The sequence below is a fragment of the Candidatus Zixiibacteriota bacterium genome, assembly GCA_040756055.1.
GTDB lineage: Bacteria > Zixibacteria > MSB-5A5 > GN15 > FEB-12.
This window is the reverse complement of record JBFLZR010000002.1, coordinates 268,515-292,194: the sequence shown is the minus strand read 5'-3', so window position 1 is coordinate 292,194 and position 23,680 is coordinate 268,515. Positions and strand designations below refer to the sequence as shown.

Sequence of the window (23,680 nt, the reverse complement as noted above, 5' to 3'; positions counted from 1 at the left end):
TCAAACGATGTTTATGGTCAATGGCAGCCGCAAGGTGGCGGGCCGCCCTTCCAGACATAGTTGACCAGATAAGTCAGATCCAGCGGATCAGCAGCCAGATCACAGTTGACATCAACTACGTCTTCGCATATCGGTGACGGACCACCCTTCCACAGCCAGTTCACGAAGAAGGTGATATCCAGCGGGTCAAGGTAGCCGTCGTCATTGAGGTCACCCATAATCTGACAGCAGCTTTCGCAAAGGTCAATACCGCCGTCGCGGTTGACATCGGCAAATATGGTCATGCCGCCGTTGGCGGTGTACCAGGCCTTGCCGGCATCGATGTTTGCCTGCAGGTCAGCCAGGGTACCCTCGTGAACCGTAGCCAGGACCGTCACCACCTCGTAGTAATCGGTGGCGCCGAGATCGAGCGAGGGGGTGAAACACATGGCCGTGTGCAAGTCCTCGATTGAGTCGGTGGCCGTGAAACCGGACTGGGCCAGATCATAATACAGCCTGCCGGCGTAGAATCCGGTCGCCGTCTGAAGAGAATCGTTTTCACCGACGAAGCCGCTGTAAGGTCCGCCGGCAGCGAAACTGCCGTTGAAATAGGACTCGATAAAGGCACTGCCGCCGAAGCGATCCGAGTTCTCCTGACAATCCTCACCCTCGACTCCATCATCCCAGGTAGCCTCGTAGCCCTGCTGGTAAAGCAGAGCCCTGACGGGGTCGGCTCCACCGTAGTTGCAGACATCCCAGGTGGCTGCGGCTGTGTCGTCATCTCGGTAGTCATACGGAATATCCCAGTCGATGGCTTCTCCGATCATGAGACCGGTGTGGGCCAGACCGTCGAAAGAATAAACCCGCAGGTACTCGATGATGAACGGGCAATTATCCAGAGGAGCCACGACTACCTTCTCAAGGGCAATGGTCGAGTCCTGAGTGCTGAAAACGCCGGAGTGGTAGACCTCGGCGTTCAGGGGTAGACACTCGGTGGTGTTGATGCGGCCGCCCTGAGGACGGAAGCAGTCATCAGAAGTGAAGAAAGCGCCCCAGATGGCATAATTGAAGATGGTGTCGGTACCGTCAATCCAGCCGACCAGGGCTGAGCCATCATACATATAGTTGACCGCCTCGGGATCACAGTCAGCCGAACGGATGTAATCCATGGTGACACCGGGGGTGCCATCGTGACCGATATTGCCGTTGTTGCCGCAGATCAACGCGAGACAGTTGGTGTGGACGGTGTCGAAACTCGGCCAGATCATGGTGTCGACGACGAAGAAGTTGATAGGGATGATATGCGGTGAACTGGGATGATTACCGTTGAAGAGAACTCTTCCGATCAACTCGATCTGTTCGGTTTGAACACCGCCGTTGTTGAGAGATATCTCCACGGTTTCGGTGTTGCCGAGTCCGGAGGGGATGCTTCCGGAATAACTGCCCACGCCCAGCCATCCGGGAGTACCGTTGTCTTCTTCGACGCTGATGGAGTAGGTATAGTCGGCGTTACCGATGTTCTCAACTACGATAGCGGTATCGAATTGCACGCCGGGTTTGGTCCAGGCCGGATCATCAATTTGACGCGGGGAGAAGACCGGGTTACAGAGGCGGATTTCTTCGACGCATGGTACGCGGAACCACTTGATGGGATTGTTGGTCCATGAGCCTTCGGCGTCAGGGTCACCCCAGATGGGTGTGCCGGCGTCGAGGTCATTGACGTATTGGACGTCGAGGTAGTAATCGGTGGGGGAGGTACCGCCCGAGGGGTCGACGATTTCAGCGGCGGACCAATCTTCACCGGTTTGTACCTGCCGTCCCCAGCGTGTCATGGAGGCCCAGTAATCGCTCTGACAGACTTCGCCGAGGAGCGGGTCGCAGTGTGGGGTGTAGGAGTTGGTCAGGTTACGGGCGGCGTCCCAAGTCATGCCGCCATCGGCCGAGATGCACATCCACAAGTCGCCGTTAGCCGGACCGGGCCATCTATTCTGGTCATATCCCCACTGGGCGCAGTCGTCATCGACGCCGCCAGGGACATCGTTGAACTGAGTGAAGAGGCAGTAGAGACGGCCATTACATTCGGAGATGGACATTTTGGCAACCTGGACCGACCAGAAGTGCGGTGGGCCGCAACTATCGCTTGGCAGCCAAGTGGCATCGTGCACGGTGCGGACGTAGGGCATATTCTCGGACCAGTGGAAGATTCTTGCCGGATCCAGCCACCAGTCTTCGGTGAAGCACAGGCCGCCGGCGTCGATACAGGTGTCGGCGGGCCAGGGGGTGCCGTTCCAGACGACGTGCAGGTTTTCGTCGCTGTCAAACACGACTGAGAGATCGCAGTAGGCTCTGTATCCGGGTTCTCCGATTTGCAGCTGTGTGAGATTTTTCTTGGGTTGCCAGGTAACACCCTGGTCGTCGGATATCTGGATGTAGACATCGTTGTCATACTGACCGGCGAGGAGACCATCGTAGACGGTCAGTCCGGAGCAGGTATCACACCATGGTTCCTGATAAGGGGGACTGGCCAGCCAGGCCAGGCCGACCTTGTCACCGACGCGCGGGCCGGTGAGGTCGTGGGCCATACACTGGTTGGTATCCACGACATACGGCGGGTAATCCCACACGCCCTGACCTTCGTAGCCTACGCATCGGAAATACATCTGAGCGCCGTAGTAATCCCAGTTGTGGGTAATGACGTGAAGTACGGTGTCGGTACCGAACTGGAAGAGGAACTTGGGCCACATGGCTTCCAGGTCGCCTTCCTGATCGTAGGCAGCCAGACTGTCGGGGATGCGGGAGAAGGCCGCGAAGTCTTCGCATGTCGAGCAGTCATCGAAGTGCATCTGGGCCTGGTATTTTACCGGGCCGTGAACATCGGTGTGACCGCCGACGATACCGCGGTTGTCCGGAGTGACGTCGATGTTGACGTAGCCGGAGTATTCGTCGTCGTGGAGAATGTGTGCACCGGCGTATTGGTGGGTAGCCGTGCTATAGGCGTTGTAGGCGTAGGATCGCGCCTGGCCGAGGTCGTCGGCAGAAGCCATGTACATCCAGCTGAAATGGACCACCGCCGGGCCGGTGACACCCGAGTGCGGGCCGGTTTCGATCATGCGGCCCATGGAGCAGTTGTGCTGGTAGTCATAGTAGCTGGTGCCGACCGTTTGTCCGGGTGAGGCGCTGGAAGCGGAGTAAGAAACATCGCCCAGCGATATCACGCCTTTTTTGCCGGTAGCTTCAAGGCCGGTTTTTTTTTGTTCGCCAAAAGAGTAGGCCTGGGCCATATAGTCAGTCTGGCCGAGGCGTGAGGCCTTGTTGACATCACCTTTGTTTTGGGCGGCAAAGGTTAGCGCCGCCAGGAATGCAATCATCAAGGCGGAGACAACGGCAATTGTTGTGAATCTCCTAAACATTCATGGCTCCTTTCAAGAGTAAATTGGTTCCCAACTTATTCCTTGCGGAACTGTAATTATTTTTATGACAAATTGTCAGATCAGAAAGAATCTCCGGAGCCTGCGTATGTACATTGAAGCACAGGGTTTCCAATACGAGGTACTACTTCAGATGACTATCCCCGGGTGGTGCGGGGTAGGTATACTAATTAATAATACGAAATAGATACTATTTTGTCAATTATCAATTGAATGTTCGATCGGTTAGTATGACTATGCCCACCGATTTAGTCCGGTATATCTCTTAAGTGATGTGATGTCAACGAGGAAGTTGGTGTGCCGAAGTGCCGCTCGACACTAATGGCGCGTATTATGCGACCAGCTCCATCTTATAATCATGTCTGTCAAGTTGAGAATGGCGTGAGTGGGGTTTTGCGCTTAGAGTCGGATTCCGAGCTCAGTGCGAAGTTCCACAGATTTGAGTCGGGAGTCGAAGTATTGGCGGAAGGTTCCGGCCAAATAGTATCTGCGGGCGAAAGAATAATATGTGCTGGCGTCGGCGTAGTAATAGCTGGTTGTTTTGGAGCCGGTTTTGTAAATGTAGCTGGAACCGGTGATATTGAAGGCCAACCGTCGGGAGATTGGCAGACGATAGGTGATCATTGGCCGATAGCCGGTGGTGAATTGTGTTTCGACGATTGACATCATGAGCGTCATCGAGTGTTTCGGCAGCGGGAATCGCGAGAGACGGAGCGTGGCCGAGACGAATCTGTTGTCCTCGGGTAATCCGTCGCGGAAGCGTATTCCGGCGTTGCCCCGGAAACTAATGCGGTCCGTGAAGCGCAGGTTGAGTCCGGCTCTGATTCCCTGATGGTAGTCGTCGTTGAACAGGCTGTCGGGTGTATCCATAGTTTCGAAATAGCGGATGTTTTTGCGGGCGTCGTAGGAGAAGAACACCGAGGCATCTTTGGTGATGTTGATGGTGGCGTTGGCGTAGTAATTGGTGAAGGTGAATCGGTCGCCGGTTTTATCGTATCTCCAATCGCGATTGAAGTCGATTTCCACGGACTGATAGAGTGACAGTAGTTGATACTTTGAAAAGGTGGCCTGGAAGTACAGGAAATCGCGGCTGACGGTGGAACGGTCGTATTCGGTGGAGACGGCAGCGGTAAAGGCCAGGCGCCGGGTTTGGTAGGCGCCGGTTTCGAAGGCCGCGAAGAGTCCGAATTTTCTGCGATCGAAGTTGGGTTCCGACGAGACCATGTCGGGGGCTGTTCCGCCCGCGAGTCCGATCTTGAAATTGCGATGTATTTGATGAGCGAGGTAGCCGCCATCGACATAGCCGATGCCGCGCACATAGGGTGAAAGAACCCTTCCGATAGCCCATTCAGCCTTCGATCCTTCGACCTCGTGAAAGAATCCCAGTTCATAAACCTGGTGGATCCATTCGTCGGTGTCCTGTCCGATGCTATAGGCTTTTGAGCGATGGTACAGGCGAGTGCGGTGACGCATCTTGAACGAGACGTCGCCGGTGATATTTTCGATTTCGAGTTTGGTTTTGACGCCGGGCTGGGTGCGATCGTAGTCGGTGTCGGTCAGGTCGTTGTGATAGTAGTTTTCGAAAGATATGGAGCCTCTTAGGTGAGGCGGCGGACCGGGCTTTTGGTTTATAGTCGACGTTGCCTCCGGGTGTGGAGCTCTGGCCGGTTCGACGAACGCGGCGGTGGACGTCAGAGTAAGCCGCGGCACATCGGAAATTCTGGCGGCAATGTCGCCAACCTGCACGGGGCACGTTTGGTGCGCAACTTCGGTGGCGGCGGCGTATTCAGCTACTTTGGTCACGAATCCGATCGCGATAGTCTTTTTGTCCCTAATGAAGGCCACGGTATCGTCGACATCAAACCCTGACGAGAGGCCACCGTCGAGATAGACGCCCTCGGCAGAGATATAGGTTACGCAGGGTTGGCTGCAATTGCCGGCGGCCTGGGCCGGTCCCGCAAGAGTCACCGCGATGAGGATGGATGCTATGAAGGTTACTATTGATCTCATCGTTTACCTCTGCTTACGGGGCCAATCCGGTGGGATGGCAGTTGTAACACTCGTAACTGTCATACACGTATCCGGAAACGGGAGTTGGGTTTGAGTGTTTAGCGTCGGTCGAGGTTTTGGGGTGGCAACCAACCAAACAGGAAAATACGCTCTTATCCATCGGGTCGATATGACATGTGGCGCAGGTGGACCAACGACCATCGTGAGTTCCTGAGTAAATCGGGAAGAAGTAGGTATCGTGCGAGAGGTAGTCTTCAATGACTCCGCCGGGGTGGCAACTATAGCACACGTTCGATTCATAGCTGTATTCCGGCATGCCCAGGTGCACGGGGTCGATTACTCCCTGAGTATGGCACACCAGGCAGGTGAACACGGACCGGTTGTTCGGGTCGATGTGGCAGGTGGCGCATTGAGCCCAGACGCCATCGTGGTTGCCTGAATATATCGGGAAGAAGCCGTTGACGTCGTGCTGCAGGTAGTCCTCGGGGACTCCCCGCGGATGGCAGCTATAGCATACATCGCTGGCGTAGCTGTATTCGGGCATACCCATGTGGACGATATCGGCGGTTGCCTGCTCGTGACAGGACAGGCAGCTAAACTGCGTGCGATCACCGACGACCGTGTGGCAGGTGGCGCACTCGTCCCAGACGCCATCGTGGGCGCCGGAATAAATCGGGAAATAGAGCAGTTCGTGTTCGGTAAATTCAATAGCCTGACCGACAGGGTGGCAGGTGAGGCAGTCGCTGCTGTTGTAAACATATCCGGTAATGCCTGTGTGCATGTTATCCATATCGGTCTGCGTGTGGCAGACGGTGCAGCTGAAGACGGACCTGTCGGCCGGGTCAGTGTGACAGGTGGCGCAGTCCACCCAGGCTCCGGCGTGCGGGCCGGTGTAAATCGGGAAGAAGGCGCCATCGTGCTCGAGATAATCCTCGACAACTCCAGAGGGGTGACAGGTCAGGCAGGCCGAGGTTACGTAACTGTAACTGAGCATGCCCTGGTGAATTACATCTATGGGGGCCTGGACGTGACATCCGAGGCAATCAACGACAGACTTATCGGCCGGGTCGGTGTGGCAGTTGGAGCAATCGACCCATTGTCCGGCGTGAGTGCCGGAATAGATGGGGAAGAAAGCGCCATCGTGTTCAAGGTAGTCCTGGACAACACCAGTCGGGTGACAGCTGAAGCAGGCGGAGGATTCGTAGGAGTAGCTGAGCATACCGAGGTGGATACCGTCGATAGTTGACTGTTCGTGACAGGTCAAGCAGGTGAAGACGGATTTATCGGTCGGGTCGGTGTGGCAGTTGGAGCAATCGACCCATTGTCCGGAGTGGGTGCCGGAATAGATGGGGAAGAAGGCGCCGTCGTGCTCGACATAATCTTCAATGACACCGGAGGGGTGGCAAGTGAGACAGACAGAGCTTTGATAGCTATAGCCTGGCATACCGAGGTGGATACCGTCGATGGTGGTCTGCTCGTGGCAACCGAGGCAGGTGTAGACGGATTTGTCGGTCGGGTCGGTGTGGCAGGAGGCGCATTCTGTCCACTGCCCGGAGTGAGTGCCGGAGTAGACGGGGAAGAAAGCGGCATCGTGTTCGAGATAGTCCTCGACGGATCCAGAGGCGTGGCAGCCGTAGCAGGCGGTGCTTGCGTAACTGTAGCTGAGCATGCCGAGGTGGAGGCCGTCGATAGTAGTCTGCTCGTGGCACGAGAGGCAGTCATATACTGTCCTGTCGCCGGGCACGGGATGACAGGTGGCGCATTCGGTCCAGACGGAGGCGTGCGCTCCGGAGTAGATCGGGAAGTAGGAGAGTTCGTGTTCGGTGAATTCTATTTCTTCGCCGGTCGGGTGACAGGTAATGCAGTCGGTGCTGTTATATACGTAGCCGGTTATGCCGGTGTGCATGTCATCGGTGTCAGTCTGGTTGTGGCAGACCAGGCAGGAGAAGACGGATCTGTCGGCCGGGTCGGTGTGGCAGGTGGCGCATTCGGCCCAGGAGCCGGCGTGGGGGCCGCTGTATATCGGGAAGAAGTCGGCATCGTGTTCGAGATAATCCCCTACGACACCTTGCGGATGGCAGGACAGACAGACGGTACTTTCGTAACTGTAGCTTGTCATGCCCGTATGGACGGGGTCAACCGTCGATTGCTCGTGGCAGACCAGGCAGGTGAATTGGGAGCGATCGTCGGGGTTGAAATGGCAGGTGATGCAATCGTTCCAGGTTCCGGCGTGAGTACCGGAATAGATTGGGAAGTACTCCGCATCGTGGGTGAGGAATTCACCTCCGGAGCCGGTCGGGTGACAGGTGAGGCAGGCGGTGCTCTCGTAGGTGTAATCCGTTATTCCGCCGTGAATCGGGTTGGTTTCGGCTTCGGAGTGGCAGGTCAGGCAACTGAAGACGCTTCGGTCGTTGGGATCGGTGTGGCATATCGAGCAGGCATCCCATACGCCGCTGTGAGTGCCGGAATATATGGGGAAAAAGAGAACATCGTGTTCAAGGAAATCGCCGCCGGCGCCGGTCGGGTGACAGGTGAGGCAGGCAGTGCTTTCCCAGGCGTAAGTACTGATGCCCTGGTGGATGGTGTTGGTTTCGGTCTGGCCATGGCATCCGAGGCAACTGAAGACGCTGCGGTCGGTCGGTTCGGTGTGGCAACTGGAGCATTCGGTCCAGACGCCGGAATGGGTACCGGTGTAGATGGGGAAGTAGGCGGCATCGTGCTGGGTGAACTCGATTCCTTCGCCGGCCGGATGACATGAGAAGCAGGCGGTGCTCACGTAGGAGTAGCCGCTGATACTCTGATGCATGTTGTTCATGTCAGTTTCGTTGTGGAAGTGGCAAGCCAGGCAGTTGAACATGGTTCGGTCGGCCGGGTTGTCGTGGCAGTTGGAGCAGCCATCCCACTCGCCAGCGTGCGAGCCCGAGAAGATAGGGAAGTACAGGGCATCGTGTTCGACAAATTGGCCCGCCCGTCCACCGGGGTGACAGATCAGGCAGTCCTGAGTATCATAATTGTATCCGGGGACGCCTTCGTGGTTGTCATCGGTGTCCTGACGGTTGTGTTCGTGGCAGTTGAGGCAGCTTATGACGAGGAAGTTGTCAGGGTCGATGTGGCAGTCGGAGCATTCATCCCATTCACCGGCGTGTTCTCCCGAGAAGATGGGAAAGAAGGCATCGTGGTTTGCGAACATGGCCGGCTGCCAGGAGTTCATCTGGTGGCATTCGCTGCAGTCGGTTGGGAAGCCTCCGGCGACGTGGTTGGGGCTGGCGACTTCGATATAATTTTGTTGGTGACATTCAACGCATCGGGTGGTATTGAAGGAGAGGTCGCCGCGTGGCAGGCCTTTGTGGCAGCTCTGGCAGTCGACCTGGGCGTGGCGGCCCATCATGGGGAAATTGGTTTCGGCGTGAATATCTTCGATATTGAATATTTCAAAGCCCCGGGTAGTATGGCATTTTTCGCACAGAGGGCCAAGCTTCCCTTCGTGGATGTCTCTGTGGCAAGACATGCATTCAGTATCGATTATGGAGAAGTCTTTGACATTGTGGCATGATTTGCATTCGACATTGGCGTGTCGATGTTCGAGGGTGAAGCCGGTATTGGCGGTGTGGTCGAACTGAACGCCTTTGAACTCGGTCATGGAGTGGCAGACTTCGCAGTCGAAGTCCATTTCTTCATGAGGCATGTCCTGTGCCGAGGCGCATGCAAACAATGTTATGAATGACAGTAGTGTGATCAGTACGCGCGTGCTGTCCTTCATAAGTATCCTCTTTGTATGCGACCCTTTTTGAGGCGTGCTGAGCGCGACGCCGGCCAATACTGTAGACCCAAGGAAATTACCGGTCAAAAAAGCATTTTGCAACTATTTTGTGACTTACTTCACAAATTGTCTTTTCCTCCCCTTTTTTTCGCGGAGGCGCGCTGTCCGAGTCAGAGCCCGTCGTGAGCCGCCGTCGAATTCCCGTAGCCCATTGCCCTGTGTTGAGCATTAGTATCTATATCGGATTATCCTGCAATAACTTGACCATTTTGTCCGCCCGGGGGTTGATTTTCAGAAATCGCTTGAAAAGGGGTGAATCTTGGCTTACCTTGCGGCTTACTGACGTGTATCGGGACCAGCCGCAGGAGGAAAACAGTCATATCGACGACGCGAGTAATTACCCCTATTTAATAGAGACAGGGAGAGAATAAAGATGCATTTCAAGCTGCTTAGCGACAGAGACCTTAAGGCAATTGACGCTCTTATCGCCGACTTTGGCGGAGGGAAGGCTATCTGTGAGAGGATTAAACAGTTGCGGCAATATGAGACCAGAAAGAAGATGGCCGCTGAGAAGGGTTATGGGGAGATGCTTAAAAAGGCCGAACGGTATGCCAGGGATTTTCCGAAGGTTGAGGACTTTGTCGACAGGGAAGGTGTCAGAGTTACCAGGCCGGGTGTTTGTACCACGCAGGTTTCGGGGTTTCAGGGCTCGCGGGTGACGCTTGACTGTATGCGTCGGGTGGCCGAGAATCGTGACGTGCTGTTTCCGACCGAGATGATTTCGGTGGTTGCGCTGACCGAGCATTATGTTTACACGGGTGACCTTCTGGCGACGCTGGCGATGGCGGAGAATATTATCCGGGCGAGCAAGTTTTGTTCGACGAATTTGATCGGGATTCCGATGCCGGAACACCGATTTAAGCGGGTGGAGAAGATTACGGGTGATAAGTTTGATCGTCGGGATCTGGGTGATGGTCTGAGCCAGTTGATTCTCAAGAATATGGGTACGGCTTTTGGCAATCTCGGTGGTGTCGAGGTTGGCGACAACAATCATTTGATTTATCTGGATGGAATTACCCGGGCGGCGATGGAGACAGGGGCGAGTTTCTTTTTGAATCCGAGCTGGTCGACGATTATAGCGGCGTGCTATTTTGCCCGCGAGATTCCCGAGATCAGTTTCAAGATTTCGATGCTTTTGTCGACGCAGAACGCCCTTCAGTTCAGGATGCTGATGAATATAATCAAAGAGTATCTGCGTGATGATGGTACGACGCCTATTTACGAGGTAAATATCGGAAACGCGGCCAGTCCCGAGACGTTCGTAAAGTGCGCCGAGGAGTTGAAGGCATCGGGTCTTCCGCCCGTGTCGCTCACAGCGCATTTGCGTATTAATCCCGACCTGGGGATGGCGGATTTCGACTGGACGGAGAACGCGCACAAGGTTCTGGATAAGGGGACGGATATCACGATCAAGTATGAGAGCGATGGAACATCGCGTCCTTACGACACGATGGAAGCTTATTTCCTGTCGGATCAGGAGCGCGATGAGAAGGCGGAGCTTATCGGCGACGTGATATATCACAAGTGTGTGCGTTGCGATAAGGATGCGCGTGAGATAATGCGCCGGGGTCACGAGGCCCGGTTCGCCGGTATAGCTTATAAAGGATAGATGATCATGATGGACGAATTGATGAAGAAGTGGGACGGCACGATTTTTCCCGAGATGATTCGCAGCATGCCGGAGATTGACATTCCGATGGATGGTCTTCGCGGCTGGCTTCTGGCGAGCGGTGAGAAGCAGGCTGTCTTTTTCGATATTCAGCCGATCGGAGTGGTTCCGCCTCATTCTCATTGTGCCCAGTGGGGAATAATGATCGAAGGTGAGATGTCGCTGACGATTGGTAAGGAGACGAAGCGTTATCGCAAGGGTGACTGGTATTATATACCGGCGGGGGTGGTGCATTCGGCGAATTTTCATTCGCGGGTGAACCTGATAGACGTATTCGACGCTCCTGATCGGTGGCAGGTTAAGAAGTAGAATATTTTTTTGACGCACCGGAGCGGTAATTGGGCCGTTGCGGTCGTGACTATCATAAAGGAGGATTCTAACGTGAAGTTACTATTAATAGGCTTTGGCACGGTGGGTCAGGGCCTGGCCGAGTTATTAATCGAGAAGAAAAACACGCTCGAAAAAGAGTATGGTTTGAAGACGAGGGTGGTTGGCATAGCGGATATGCTCAAGGGGAGTATTTACGACGCCGGCGGCCTGGATCTTCAGAAGGCTCTTGAGAAGGTTAAATCGGGGGGGAAGCTTTCGGACCTGGCGGAGGCTTTTGATGATGACGCGCTGGCGATGATTAAGCAGGCCAAGGCGGATATGATGGTTGAGGCGACGTACACTGATATCAAGACCGGAGAGCCGGCGACTTCGCACATCAGGGCGGCGTTGGAGAAGGGAATGCATGTTACGACGACGAATAAGGGTCCGGCGGCGCTGTTTTTGCAGGAGCTGACGGAACTGGCAAGGAAAAAGGGCGTGCAGTTTCTCTTCGAAGGAACAGTCATGAGCGGTTCGCCGATGCTGAACCTTGCGAGAGAGACCCTGGCCGGTTGCCGGATCAACGAGGTAAAAGGTATCCTCAACGGGACGACCAACTATATTCTCACCCGGATGGAGGAGGGGCTTGGTTATGAGGACGCTCTAAAGAAGGCGCAGGAACTGGGATACGCGGAGGCGGTCCCGGATGCCGATGTTCTCGGCTGGGATGCTCTGGCGAAGGTGACGATTATAGCGAACGCGATGTTCGGTGTTAAGGCCCGTCCGGCTGATTTCCCGTGCAAGGGGATTACGGAGATCACGGCCGAGGCGATAAAGGAAGCTAAGGCCCGTGGCAAGAGATTTAAACTGATTGGTAAAGTATGGCGCGAGGGCGAGAAGGTTAAGGCGAGCGTGGCGCCGGAGCAGGTCGATCTGTCGCACCCGCTGGCGGGGGTGATGGGGGGAACGAACGCCATTACGTATACGACGGATATCCTGGGTGATGTTACGATTGTGGGTCCGGGGGCAGGCCGCGCCCAGACCGGTTACAGCGCTCTGATTGATATCATTCACGTGGGGGGTAAGCGATGAAGATGCTTCTGGACGGTCAGTGGGTTGACCGTGACAAGAAAATCGACGTGACCGATCCCTACGATAATAGTGTAATCGATACTGTGCCGGCGGGCAGCAAGCAGGACGTGGAGACAGCCCTTCGTGGGGCTGTTAAGGGATTTGAGATCACGAAGAAGATGACGGTTTATGAGCGTGCTCAGATTCTTTTTAAGACGGCTCAGATTATCAGCGACAATCTGGAGGATTTCGCCAAAACGATTGCCAGAGAGGGGTCAAAGACTATCACGGAGGCCCGCAAAGAGGCAAGGCGCTGCGTGAATACCATCACGGCATCGGCGGAAGAAGCCAAGCGGATACTGGGTGAGACGATTCCGTTCGATTCTTTCCCGGGCGGGGAGAAGCGCCGGGGGTATTACTATCGTTTTCCGATAGGGATAATTCTGGCGATTACGCCGTTTAATGATCCGTTGAACCTGGTGGCTCACAAGCTGGGTCCGGCGATAGCGGCGGGGAACGCGGTTATTTTGAAGCCGGCGACGGTGACGCCTCTCTCGGCGATAAAGCTGGTCGAGGCGATGGTGAAAGCGGGACTTCCGGCGCAGGCGATACAGGTGATCACCGGTTATGGACACGAGATCGGCGATTTGCTGGTATCGGACGAAAGAGTGCGGATGATTTCGTTCACCGGCGGTGTCGAGGCCGGAAAGCGTATTGCGAAGCTGGCCGGGATAAAGAAAATCGGTATGGAGCTTGGTTCTAACTCGCCGGTAATTGTGTGGAAGGACGCTGATATCGATCTGGCGGTGGAATCGTGTGTTTCCGGCGCTTTCTGGGCAGCCGGGCAGAACTGTATCGGCGTGCAGCGTCTTCTGGTTCACAAAGAAATTTATGATGAGTTCAAGACGAAGTTCGTGGCGAGCACCAAGAAGTACAAGATCGGTGACAAGCTCAAAGACGATACCAACATGGGTCCGATGATTACGGAGGCGGAGGCTATCCGGGTCGAGAAGTGGGTGAATGAGGCCAGGGAGAAGGGCGCGACAGTGCTTACCGGCGGCAAGAGAAAGGGAGCGTTGTTTGAGCCGACGGTGCTGGAGAATGTGCCGAAGAATATCACGATACATTGTGAAGAGGTCTTTGGCCCGACTGTCAACCTTTATCCTATCGACGACCTTGATGAAGCTATCAAGGAAGCCAATTCTCTTCCATACGGACTTCTGGCGGCGATATTCACGAGCAATGTCGATGTCGCCTTTAAAGCTTCGTATGATCTTGATTGTGGCGGGGTGATGATTAACGATTCGACCGATTACCGGCTTGATTCGATGCCGTTTGGCGGTATCAAGTATTCCGGTCTCGGCCGGGAAGGCTTGAAATTCTCGCTTCAGGAGATGACCGAGCCGAAGGTCGTTTGTTTTTATCTTCCGCAGATTTAAGCGATCGTAACGCGGCGGGGCTGCCGGGCGGCCCCGTCGCCTTCTATAACAATATCAATTCAGGGAGGTGCCTGTGCTCAGGAATCTATTGTCCTCATTAATAGTGACGCTGGCCGTTTCCGGATTTCATCATCTGGCTAACGGAGGTGAGACTGACACGCGGGATTTGGAGAAGTACCCAATCAGATTCGCTATAATCGGTGATCGGACAGGGGAAAATCAGCCGGGGATTTACGAGCAAATCATCGGTGAGATTGAGCGATTGAAGCCGGAGTTCGTGATGACGGTTGGCGATCACATAGAGGGGTATACTTCGGATACGTCAATATTGAACGCCGAATGGAAAGAGTATCTTGAGTTGATTAAGGCGTTCAGCATGCCGGTTCATCTTACGCCGGGGAATCACGATATTACTTACGATGATATGGAGGAGACTTACCGGCGGCAGACCGGGTTGAGTCCGTATTATTCGTTTGATTATGACGGTGTGCACATCGTTGTGCTGGATAACAGTCGGTGGTATGAGAGTGATGAAATGCCGGATGAACAGGTCCAATGGTTAATTAGTGATCTTGAGGGCCACACGGGCGCGGAGTACACGCTGTTGTTTTATCATGTGCCGAGCTGGTATCGTACGCTGTCGGACGGTAAGCCGGACAGGCTCCACACCATTTATCAGAAGTATGGGGTTGATGCGGTGTTCAACGGGCACTGGCATTCGTATTTCACCGGCGAGTATGATGGTATCGAGTATACGACGGTGGGGACATCGGGGGGGCACAACAATTTCAGGCCGGGGGAGATGGAGTACCATTTTGCCTGGGTGACGGTTGACAGTGACGGGATTTCCATAGCGCCAATCAAGTATAACTCGGTTATGTCATGGGATGAAACCCCGGTGTCCGATATTCGATATTACGAAAGGGCAAAACGTCTGGGGATCACGTTTGCGGGTGCGGCGCCGGTGTCCGAGGCAAATCTGAAGGTTGAGGCAAGTCCGGTGACGGTGGAATTTCACAACTTTGATTCGCAAAGGGCGCTCAAGGACACGGTGAGATGGACGGTTCCGGAGGGCTGGTCAGTGGAGCCGCAGGAGTTTTTTGTAGAGGCGCCGCCAGCGGGGAAAGCCGAGGCGGAATTCCGGTTTTCATGTGCCGGGAGTTTGTATCCACTGCCCGAAGTAACCGTAAGTTTCCCGTACAATGAGGACGCGGTTATTCAGGCAAAGCGGGAGTTGCGGGTTGCTCGTCAGGCGACTTGCGTGGCTGCCGAAGTCCCTCCGGTGATTGACGGCATAATTGATGAGTCGATCTGGCGATCTCCGCGATGGGGGTTACTTGACGGTGATGGCAAGCCTGCCAATGTGGATTCGACGGAGTTCTATTTTGCTCACGACGGCGACAATCTTTATCTCGCCGTGAGATGTGTCGAGAGCAGGATGGATTCGTTGATGGCCAACATGACCGAACAGGATGACGCGATTTATACGGAAGACTGTGTTGGATTTCTTTATCGGCCCGTTTCGGCCGATGATGCTGTTTACCAGCTGTATGTTAATCCAGTCGGGACGACGTACGATCAGAAGATCTTGCAGGGTTCGGACGGGTACTGGGTCAACGATGAGCGTTGGAATGGTACCTACGAGATTGCCACGAGCAGCGACGAAGTCGGCTGGCGGGTGGAAGTGCGGATTCCTCTGGCTCAGTTTGGAGCAACGGGTGCGAGCGGGCAGAAGTGGGATTTCAATTTCAGGCGCAAGCAGGCGCGATTACAGAGCGCCGGCGGCTGGCAGGTACCACACGCTTATGATCCGAACGGGTTCGGGCTACTCTTATTCGAATAATAGTGATTTCTTTTGATGGGAAGCAATTGGAGGTAGCGTGATGGCGACTGCGCCTCTCGTCAATATCAAGGATCTTTCAATTACTGTAAACGGTGAAGTTCTTTTTGAGCGTCTATCATTCGCGGTAGAGCCGGGGGAGATGGTGGCGCTCATTGGTCCCAATGGTTGTGGCAAGTCGACGATTCTTAATCATGTGTACGCCCAGGTCGGAAGTGATGCGGAGTTGGTTGACAATATCGCTTTCGAGATCGAGGGATCGGTTTTTCTCTCGCCGCATATATCGGTAGGGTACCTTCCGCAGGTACTGCAATCCGGTAGTGTCAGCGATGACCTTTCGCGCGGCTTTGAGTCATTCGGCGGGGCCGATTACGAGAGGTTGTGTCGTGATTTCGATGTCATAGGCGGATCCGATGACACGAGGGTATCCGGGGGCGAACTTCAGAAGCGCTTTCTGGCTCGTGTTCTTGCAGCGGACAGCGATTTGTACCTTCTGGATGAGCCGACCAACTACATGGACCTGGCGGGAATTACGGCGCTGGAGTATTACTGCGAGAATTTCAAAAGTCGTGGCAAGGGGCTAATCGTAGTTACCCATGACAGGGCCTTTACGGACAACCTGGCGGATCGGACGATACTGGTTACCAGTCACAGGATTCTCGGCGTCGCGGGCGGTGCCACCGCGGCGTGGTCGGCGTGGTCGGGCGATTTTGAGTCGCGAAGTCACCGGGCGAAAGAGATAGACAAGAAGATCAAGCAGCTGCAAAAGGATGTTATCGCCAAGGCTGGCTGGGCAGCCGCCAGTGAAAAGCGCAAGATCGGGGCGGGATCATCGAAGCCCTATCTGGGCAAATTATCAAAGAAGATAGCTATGCGCGCGAAGGCGGTGCGTCGCAGGGCAGAACGTGAGATTGGCCGGCTGGAGGAGGTAAAGCCGTTCGTTGCCAAGAAGGTCAGCCTGCATTTCCCTGACTATGAGGTGCGTAATCGTGATGTGTTCAGTTTACGCGACGTGCGGTTTGACTATCGCGATGAGGCGGATGGTGGTGAGACGAGGTATCTTTTGAGAGATGTTGACATAGCGATTAGAGCCAGAGACAGGTTGTGTTTGATGGGCAAAAACGGCTCGGGTAAATCCACTCTGCTGAAGTTACTGCTCGGGCAGTTGAGGCCAAAAAGGGGGGAGGCGTATCGCAACGCGTCGGTGAAAGTGGTCGGGATTCCGCAAGGGTTGACCGGTTTTTTCAAACGGGAGCGGCTTCTGGATAATTTCGATGATTGCGGTTTTGATGAGACAACGATTCGTCAGTATCTGGGATCGGTTCTCATCCGCAGGGACGAGGTGGAGAAGAGTCTGGATAGTTTTTCGCAGGGAGAGTTGATGCGGGCGGCGGTCGTGAAGGGTGTGTTGTCGAGGGCGGAGTTTCTGTTGCTGGACGAGCCGACTTCACATCTGGATATCGAGTCAATCGATGTGCTGGAGCAATTGCTGAGGGGATTTGCCGGTGGTTACCTGGTGATCAGTCATGACCGTTCATTTGCGGCCAGTATAGCTTCGAAATTATATATGCTCGATGATGGCAGCCTTGATCTGGTTTAAAAGGGGCGCTTAATTCTTGACTTTTTCGACCGGGAGGCTCTGCAGGTCCGCGTCGGAGGGGGAGGTCAATACTTCTCTTATGGCTTTTCCGAGTTTTTGCATGGTGTAGGGTTTCTTGACGTATTTGGTAACGCCGAGTTTTTCTGCTTCTTTGACGCGGTCGGTTTGGGAGAAGCCGCTAACGATGACGGCTTTTTGGCCGGGATGAGTTTTTATGATTTCCCGGTAGGTGTCGAGTCCGTCGAAGTTCGGTTCCATGATCATATCGAGTATGAGAACGTCGCACGATTCGTGCTTGAGGTAGTCTACGGCCTCATGACCGTTGGATGCCGACGCCATCTGGTATCCGAGGCTGGCGAGGAGGGTTACAGCGAGGTCACGCTGTTCGGCGACATCGTCGACGACAAGGATTTTCTCGTTGCCCTTGATATCATAGACGGGTTGTTCCGGTCCCGCGGGCGCGACGGCTTCGATGGCCGGCAGGTAGATTATGAACTCGGAGCCTTTGGCGAGTTCGCTGCGAACGTCGACGTAGCCGTTGTGGTCCTTTACGACAGCGTAGACGACGGAGAGTCCGAGTCCGCTTCCGCTCTTGCCGAGTTTCTTCTTGGAGAAGAAGGGGTCGAAGATACGTTTGGTGTCGCTTTCATCGATGCCGATGCCGGTGTCTTTGACGCTGATGATGCTGTATCGTCCCGGTTCTATATTGTTGAATCCCAGGAGGAGTTTTTCCAGGTAGAGGCACTCGGTTTTGACGGACAGTTTTCCGCCTTCGGGCATAGCGTCGAGGGCATTGAGCACGAGGTTCATAATGACTTTTGACAGGTGTGTTGAGGAGCCGAAGACGGACGGTACGGAGCTATCGAGATGAATTTCGGTGTCGATATTGGGGTAGCGTGTTTTGATGTTGGTGAATTCGGCCGACTCCAGGTAGGAGGTGATGATCTGGTTTAAATTGACCGGTGACATTTCATATCTTCCGCGGCGGCCCATAGTGAGGAGGTCGCTGACGATTTCGGCGGCTCTTTTGGCGGATTCTTCGATTTTCGTAATCTGGTCTTTTACGGGGCTGTCGGCGGGCAGCCGTCGTTTTATGAGTTCGGGATAGCCGACGAGTGGTCCGAGAATGTTGTTGAGGTCGTGGGCGACGCCTCCGGCGAGGACGCCGAGAGATTCCATGCGCTGGGCGTTGGCGAGTTTTTCGCGCAGGCGCTGGCCTTCCATTTGAGCTTTGTTCAGTTCGGTTACGTCGGTGAAAACGCCGATGGTACCGACGACGTTTCCGTTGTTATCGTAGTCAGGCGCGGCGGAGATTGACAGTTCGCGTATTTCGCCGTTTTTGTGCCGGACCTTGAGGTCATATCGGCTGCGGTGTTTCCGCAGTCTTTTTTGTGTTTCCTCGAAAATGCGTTCAACGTCTTCCTCTACGACGAGGTTAAACAGGTTCATACCTTCGAGTTCGGTGTGGTCGTAGCCGAGGATGTTGCAGGCGGCGGCGTTGGCGAAGGTAATATCTTCGGTGTTGTCTACTTTGATAACGCCGTCGCGCATGGTTTCCACGAGGGTGCGGTATTCTTCTTCAGACTGCCTGAGCATAATTTCGGAACGTTTACGTTCGATAGCCATGGCGATGTGCCCGGAGACGAAGGTCAGCAGGTCGACATCGCTTTCCTTATACATATTGGGGTCGGAGTAGCTCTGGAGGGCGACGACGCCGATGGTGCCATGCCGGGTTTTCAGGGGAGCTCCGAGCCAGATTTCGGATGGTTCTCCGACCAGTTCAACTTCACCGGCGAGGCGGAGTTCTTCATCTTTGGCGGCATCGGCAAGCAGCGGTTCGCCTGTACGCCGGACATAGTCGGTGAGAGTTTTTTTGAGCTGTTCGGGCTTGAGTTCGGTAGCGTCAGAGAATTCATCGACGACATACGGGAAGGTGTAGTGGTCGGTGGTGGCGTCATAGAGGGCGACGTAGAAGTTAGTCGTGTCTATGAGAGTTCCCAGAATGCCGTGTACGGTTTTCAGCAGTTCTTCCAGGTTCGAGGCGAGGCTGGTGGCCTCGGAGATTTTGAAGAGGGCGGACTGAACTCTTTCCATGCGTTTTCGTTCGGTGATATCATAGAGTGATCCCTGGACGTAGATGGGTTTGCCGCTTGAGTCGGCGACGTTCTGGCAGAGGTCGAGTATCCACCGGTATTGTCCGTCTTTTCGCCGGATGCGGTATTCTCTTTCGGTGGTAGCGTTGGGTACTTGCGCAATGGTTTTGACAGATTGGCTGATTCTCTGCCAGTCTTCGGGATGAATGATTTCATTCCACGGAGGGTTGCCGGCTTTAAATTCAGCTTCGGTATAACCGGTGATTTCCTCAACGGCACCGTGGAAGAACATGGGTGCCCAGCTCATCATGCTTCGATAGGCGATGCCCTGGAAGTTTTGGACGAAGGACCGGTATTTTTCTTCGCTTGAGCGGAGGGCTTTTTCGGTACGTTCGCGTTCAAGGGCGACGGTCAGGATTTCTCCGACGATAGTAAGCAGGGTTCTGCTGTCCTGCGACCAGATTTTGCGGCGGCGCACCGAGTCGAATCCGACGAATCCCACGACTTCGTTCTGGCGGATCATGGGAACGCATACGAGTGACTGGATACCTTCGGCCTGGAATTCCCTTTTTTCGACTGCGGCTTCATTGGGGAGGTCGGCCACACTCGGGACGAAGAATGTTTTGCGTTTGAGGATCCGATCCATGATGTACGAGAAGTCCGACAGCTTGAGACCTTGCAGCTTGTCTATTTGCGGTACGATACCATCGGCGCACCACTCGTGGGTGTTATCCATTGTCTGCTGGCCGGCAGAGATCTGGAAGACATAGGCCCGGTCGGCGCCGGTGAACTCTCCGATTGTCTGCAGGGCATAGATGATGTTGGCGTCGATTTCCGTGGGTGCGAGGGTAATGAACCTTGAGGACAGGGTGGTTATGACTTTTTCGAATTCGAATCGATATCTGAGTTCATCTTCGGCCTCGCGGCTATCGGTGATATCTCGTATGATGGTCACGACGCCTTCGATCGGGCCATTTTCGTGCCTGAGGGCGGCCCCGTTTATTTCCCCGAAGAAGCGGGTACCGTCGAAAGCCTGCAGCATGAACTCGGCGTTCTGCGTTTCACCGGTTGTCGTGACGAGGTTGAGGCTTTTAGCGGCAATTTCCCTATCTTCGGGGACAACGAAGTCCAGGGCATGTTTACCGATCATCTGGTCGGCGTTCTGGCAGCCGAACACTTCCAGGCAGCGCTGTGAAATGAAGGCGATTTTCCCGTCGAGATCGATGACCACGACCGATTCCGGTGATATTTTGGCGACCGTTTCATAAAATGAAAGAGAATGGCGGGATTTTGGCCTGTTGCCTTGAGCGCGGGAGCGGAGCAGTCGGGAGAAGAGTCCGGCAAGGCAAAGGAGGCCTGCCGGTATTATGGTTGCCAATATGCCTGGTATTTCGGTGGGATAAAGGGCAGCCGTAACCGCGAGTTCGTGGAGGCGATTAGTATCGACAATGAGGAGTAGCCCCCAGAAGGCTGTGGTCAGCGCTGCATTAATAATTAAAGGTACGGAGCCGGATGTTTTTTTCATCTGCTTAAGCCATACTATTGACAAACTCAGCTGTGCGCTCTTGCCGCATGGTATCGTGTTCGAGTTACTTGCCGGTTGCCCGCCGGCAATCAGCCGTAAACTGCAACTGATGTTGAGGTAGAGCGCTTTAACTATGGAATCGACTTTTATCGGTAAAACTTTAAGGATGTAATTGGCCTATTCTCTTGTAATTATGGCAATAACGGGGATTCGGGTGAGACCGCCGGGAAGGTTGTTGTTCGAAAGATGAACACTTGCATGTGAAATATGCCGTTGGCGTTCTTGTCATTATGGATTTCGGGTCGAGCTTTTTTGTGGTCCGGTTGACATTAACCTTGAAAATGTGTTTAAGCAGGCGTAAGTTTCGGCAGAAGCCTTATAGCGATGAGAGAGTGAGCAATCATGTGTGAAACCAAGAAGATAGTGGTCGTTTCGGACGGTACAGGCAAGACAGCCGAGCGATTGATGGACGCGGTTTTAGCGCAGTACTCGGACAATGAGGTGGAGCATTCGCTGGTGCATACGTATCAGCAGGTACGTGACAAGCAGACCCTGGATAAGATAATTCAGGAGATTGACAGCGATTACCTGGTAATATTTTCGATCATATCGGAGGAGCTGAGCAGATATTTTCACGAGGTGCTGGCTGAGCGCTGGATACTTCATTTGAATGTTCTCGAGCCGATGCTGAACACGATGTCGAAATTTCTGGGAGTTCATCCGGATTATCGACCGGGTCTGCTTCAAAAGATCGATGACAAGTATTACCGGAAGGTAGACGCGATAGGTTATACGGTTGAGCATGATGATGGTCGGGGGGCACTTATTTCGGATGCCGATGTTGTTCTGGTGGGGTTGTCGCGGACCTGCAAGACGCCCATCGCGATGTATCTTGCCTGTAATCACGGGATGAAGGTGGCGAATATTCCGATTGTGCGGGATGCTTCGATGGAGAGTCACCTTCTCAATCGCCTGGCGCCTTTGAAGCAGTCGATCATTTTTGGTTTGAGCATGCACCCGGAGGTACTGGCGCATGTTCGTGAGGAACGGCTGTTGTACCTTGCGCGGACCGGCCCGCAGCAGGTGGAGTTGAGGGAGTATTACGATATCAGGGAAATCCGCGAGGATTTGAAGTTTTGCCGCAATCTATTCGCGAAGCGGGACTGGAAAACGGTTGATGTTACTCGTCGGGCTATTGAGGAGATCTCGCTGGAGATTCTTGACCGGTTGAATGAATCCTCCAGATAAGGTACCTTGGCGGCAGAACCAATCGCTGTCGGCTTATCGGGTACAGAATTTTTTCGTTGATTCAGCTTCGGGGACGTATCCTGGCATGGTGTGATCTGTCAGGTAGTCCGTTGCCTTCCATTGTGAGCGTCGATTATTTTTCTCAGCGCGGCTGTGTGTTGGGGGGTTGTGCCGCAGCATCCGCCAATGATGTTGACGCCGAACTCGAGGAGCAGGAGGCATTTTTGGGCCATGTATTGTGGTGTTTCATTGTAAACGAGTTTATCGCCGTTGACATTGGGTAACCCGGCGTTGGATTGAATTATGACCGGTATGCGGGAGTGCTTTGTGAACTGCTCACCGATTTTGACCATGTTGTCAATGCCGTTGCCGCAGTTGGAGCCGATGATGTCGGCGCCTGCTTCGACGAGCCCGTTGGCGGCCTGCTGTATGCTTATGCCCATGATGGTATGGAAGCCGCCGGGGGTGGGGTCGAAGGTCATGGTTGCTGCAATAGGGACAGTGGATGAGTGCGAGCGAACGGCTTTTATTGCGAGGGTGGCCTCAGTGAGGTCGGTCATAGTTTCGATGAAGACGGCATCGGGACCGGCGCTCAGAAGCGCGGCCGCCTGTTCGGAGAAGCATTCGGCGACTTTCTGCGGGTCGATGTCTCCGTAGGGTTTGAGCAGAGCGCCGCACGGTCCGATACTGGCGGCGACGAGGGCTTCGTTGCCAACCGCTCTTCGGGATGCCTTGACGGCCGCGATGTTGATTTCGGCGGTTTTTTCGGCAAGCCCGTACTGGGCGAGTTTGAGGGGAGAGCCGCCGAAGGTGTTAGTGGTGACGATGTCGGCGCCCGCTTCGAAATAGAGGTGTGAGATTTCTTCGGGGATTTCGGGGTGGTCGAGGTTGATTTTTTCGGGGCACTCACCTGATTTCAGACCACGCTGGAAGAGCATGGTACCTATGCCGCCGTCGGCCAGCAGCACCTCGCCTTTTTTCAATCGATCAATCAGTTCGGACATGCTACGTGACTCCCATAATGTTTTTGGCGCGTTCGACGGCGCTGATGCCATCGAAGCAGTAAGCATCGGCGCCGATTTTACCGGCGTATTCGGCGGAGAGAGGGGCGCCGCCGACGAGGAAATGGACTTTGCCGTATAGGCCGCGTTGTCGGGCGAGTTCGATGACGTGCTGCATAACGGGCATGGTCGTAGTCAGCAGGGCTGACATGCCGATTATCGAGGCGCCTGATTTTTCGGCTTCATCGAGGAATTTTTCCGGAGGAACATCTTTGCCGAGGTCAATGACATCGAAGCCGGCGCCGCGGAGCATGATGGCCACAAGATTTTTGCCGATGTCGTGGAGGTCACCTTTGACGGTACCGAGGACTACTTTGCCCAGTGAGGGGATACCTTCCTCGATCATGAGGGGCTTGAGTATATCCATACCGGCATACATGGCTCGGGCGGCCATGAGAACATCGGGCAGGAATATCTCATGTTGTTTGAATTTGCGTCCGACGACCGTCATGCCGGCAATGAGGCCGTCATTAAGAATTGTCTGTAAGTCAGTCTTTTGTTCGATGGCTTTCCGGGTCAGTTCGGCGACATCGTCGGCATTACCTTTTTCCAGATGCTCGGCAATTTGCTTTAGAATGGTCATGTTGT

The 23,680-nt window shown here is 54.4% G+C and carries 14 protein-coding genes; 8 read left to right on the top strand and 6 right to left on the bottom strand.

Features of this window, described 5'->3' with window-relative positions:
• Positions 1-17: 17 nt before the first annotated feature.
• The 3 genes from AB1483_04600 to AB1483_04590 form a co-directional block, all read right to left on the bottom strand.
• Positions 18-3,389 carry a dockerin type I domain-containing protein gene (locus AB1483_04600; protein ID MEW6411739.1) on the bottom strand — a complete coding sequence of 1,124 codons (3,372 nt, stop codon included), beginning with the start codon at positions 3,387-3,389 and terminating at the stop codon, positions 18-20.
• A gap of 417 nt (positions 3,390-3,806) precedes the next feature.
• On the bottom strand, positions 3,807-5,417 hold the full coding sequence (locus tag AB1483_04595; protein ID MEW6411738.1) for a hypothetical protein: 1,611 nt from the start codon (positions 5,415-5,417) through the stop codon (positions 3,807-3,809).
• Between the two features lie 13 nt (positions 5,418-5,430).
• Entirely contained in the window at positions 5,431-9,177 is a 3,747-nt protein-coding gene (locus AB1483_04590) for a hypothetical protein (GenBank protein MEW6411737.1), read from the bottom strand.
• A gap of 433 nt (positions 9,178-9,610) precedes the next feature.
• On the opposite strand from AB1483_04590, the gene AB1483_04585 reads away from it, so the two are divergent.
• The 6 genes from AB1483_04585 to AB1483_04560 all read left to right on the top strand — a co-directional run bounded on the left by AB1483_04585 (position 9,611) and on the right by AB1483_04560 (position 17,165).
• Positions 9,611-10,846, top strand: a complete 1,236-nt coding sequence (locus AB1483_04585; protein MEW6411736.1) for a hypothetical protein — start codon at positions 9,611-9,613, stop codon at positions 10,844-10,846.
• 6 nt (positions 10,847-10,852) lie between these two features.
• Positions 10,853-11,215, top strand: coding sequence for a cupin domain-containing protein (locus AB1483_04580; GenBank protein MEW6411735.1), 363 nt, complete (start codon positions 10,853-10,855; stop codon positions 11,213-11,215).
• A gap of 72 nt (positions 11,216-11,287) precedes the next feature.
• A complete protein-coding gene (locus AB1483_04575) occupies positions 11,288-12,307 on the top strand; it encodes a homoserine dehydrogenase (protein ID MEW6411734.1) in 1,020 nt (339 codons plus the stop codon).
• Positions 12,304-13,725: an aldehyde dehydrogenase family protein gene (locus AB1483_04570; protein ID MEW6411733.1), complete on the top strand. Its 1,422-nt coding sequence runs from the start codon at positions 12,304-12,306 to the stop codon at positions 13,723-13,725. The genes AB1483_04575 and AB1483_04570 overlap by 4 nt, the downstream gene beginning before the upstream one ends.
• Positions 13,726-13,798: 73 nt before the next feature.
• A complete protein-coding gene (locus AB1483_04565) occupies positions 13,799-15,568 on the top strand; it encodes a metallophosphoesterase (protein ID MEW6411732.1) in 1,770 nt (589 codons plus the stop codon).
• Positions 15,569-15,608: 40 nt separating this feature from the next.
• Positions 15,609-17,165: an ATP-binding cassette domain-containing protein gene (locus tag AB1483_04560; protein MEW6411731.1), complete on the top strand. Its 1,557-nt coding sequence runs from the start codon at positions 15,609-15,611 to the stop codon at positions 17,163-17,165.
• A 9-nt stretch (positions 17,166-17,174) separates the two neighbouring features.
• Here AB1483_04560 and AB1483_04555 read toward each other — a convergent pair whose 3' ends face one another.
• Positions 17,175-20,507 carry a PAS domain S-box protein gene (locus AB1483_04555; protein MEW6411730.1) on the bottom strand — a complete coding sequence of 1,111 codons (3,333 nt, stop codon included), beginning with the start codon at positions 20,505-20,507 and terminating at the stop codon, positions 17,175-17,177.
• A gap of 30 nt (positions 20,508-20,537) precedes the next feature.
• On the opposite strand from AB1483_04555, the gene AB1483_04550 reads away from it, so the two are divergent.
• Both AB1483_04550 and AB1483_04545 read left to right on the top strand, forming a co-directional pair.
• Positions 20,538-20,717, top strand: a complete 180-nt coding sequence (locus AB1483_04550; protein MEW6411729.1) for a hypothetical protein — start codon at positions 20,538-20,540, stop codon at positions 20,715-20,717.
• Between the two features lie 468 nt (positions 20,718-21,185).
• Positions 21,186-22,031 carry a pyruvate, water dikinase regulatory protein gene (locus AB1483_04545; protein MEW6411728.1) on the top strand — a complete coding sequence of 282 codons (846 nt, stop codon included), beginning with the start codon at positions 21,186-21,188 and terminating at the stop codon, positions 22,029-22,031.
• 98 nt (positions 22,032-22,129) lie between these two features.
• On the opposite strand, the gene AB1483_04540 is transcribed toward AB1483_04545, so the two are convergent.
• Both AB1483_04540 and AB1483_04535 read right to left on the bottom strand, forming a co-directional pair.
• A complete protein-coding gene (locus tag AB1483_04540; GenBank protein MEW6411727.1) occupies positions 22,130-23,035 on the bottom strand; it encodes a homocysteine S-methyltransferase family protein in 906 nt (301 codons plus the stop codon).
• Position 23,036: 1 nt separating this feature from the next.
• Positions 23,037-23,675 carry a corrinoid protein gene (locus AB1483_04535; protein MEW6411726.1) on the bottom strand — a complete coding sequence of 213 codons (639 nt, stop codon included), beginning with the start codon at positions 23,673-23,675 and terminating at the stop codon, positions 23,037-23,039.
• Between the last annotated feature and the right edge of the window lie 5 nt (positions 23,676-23,680).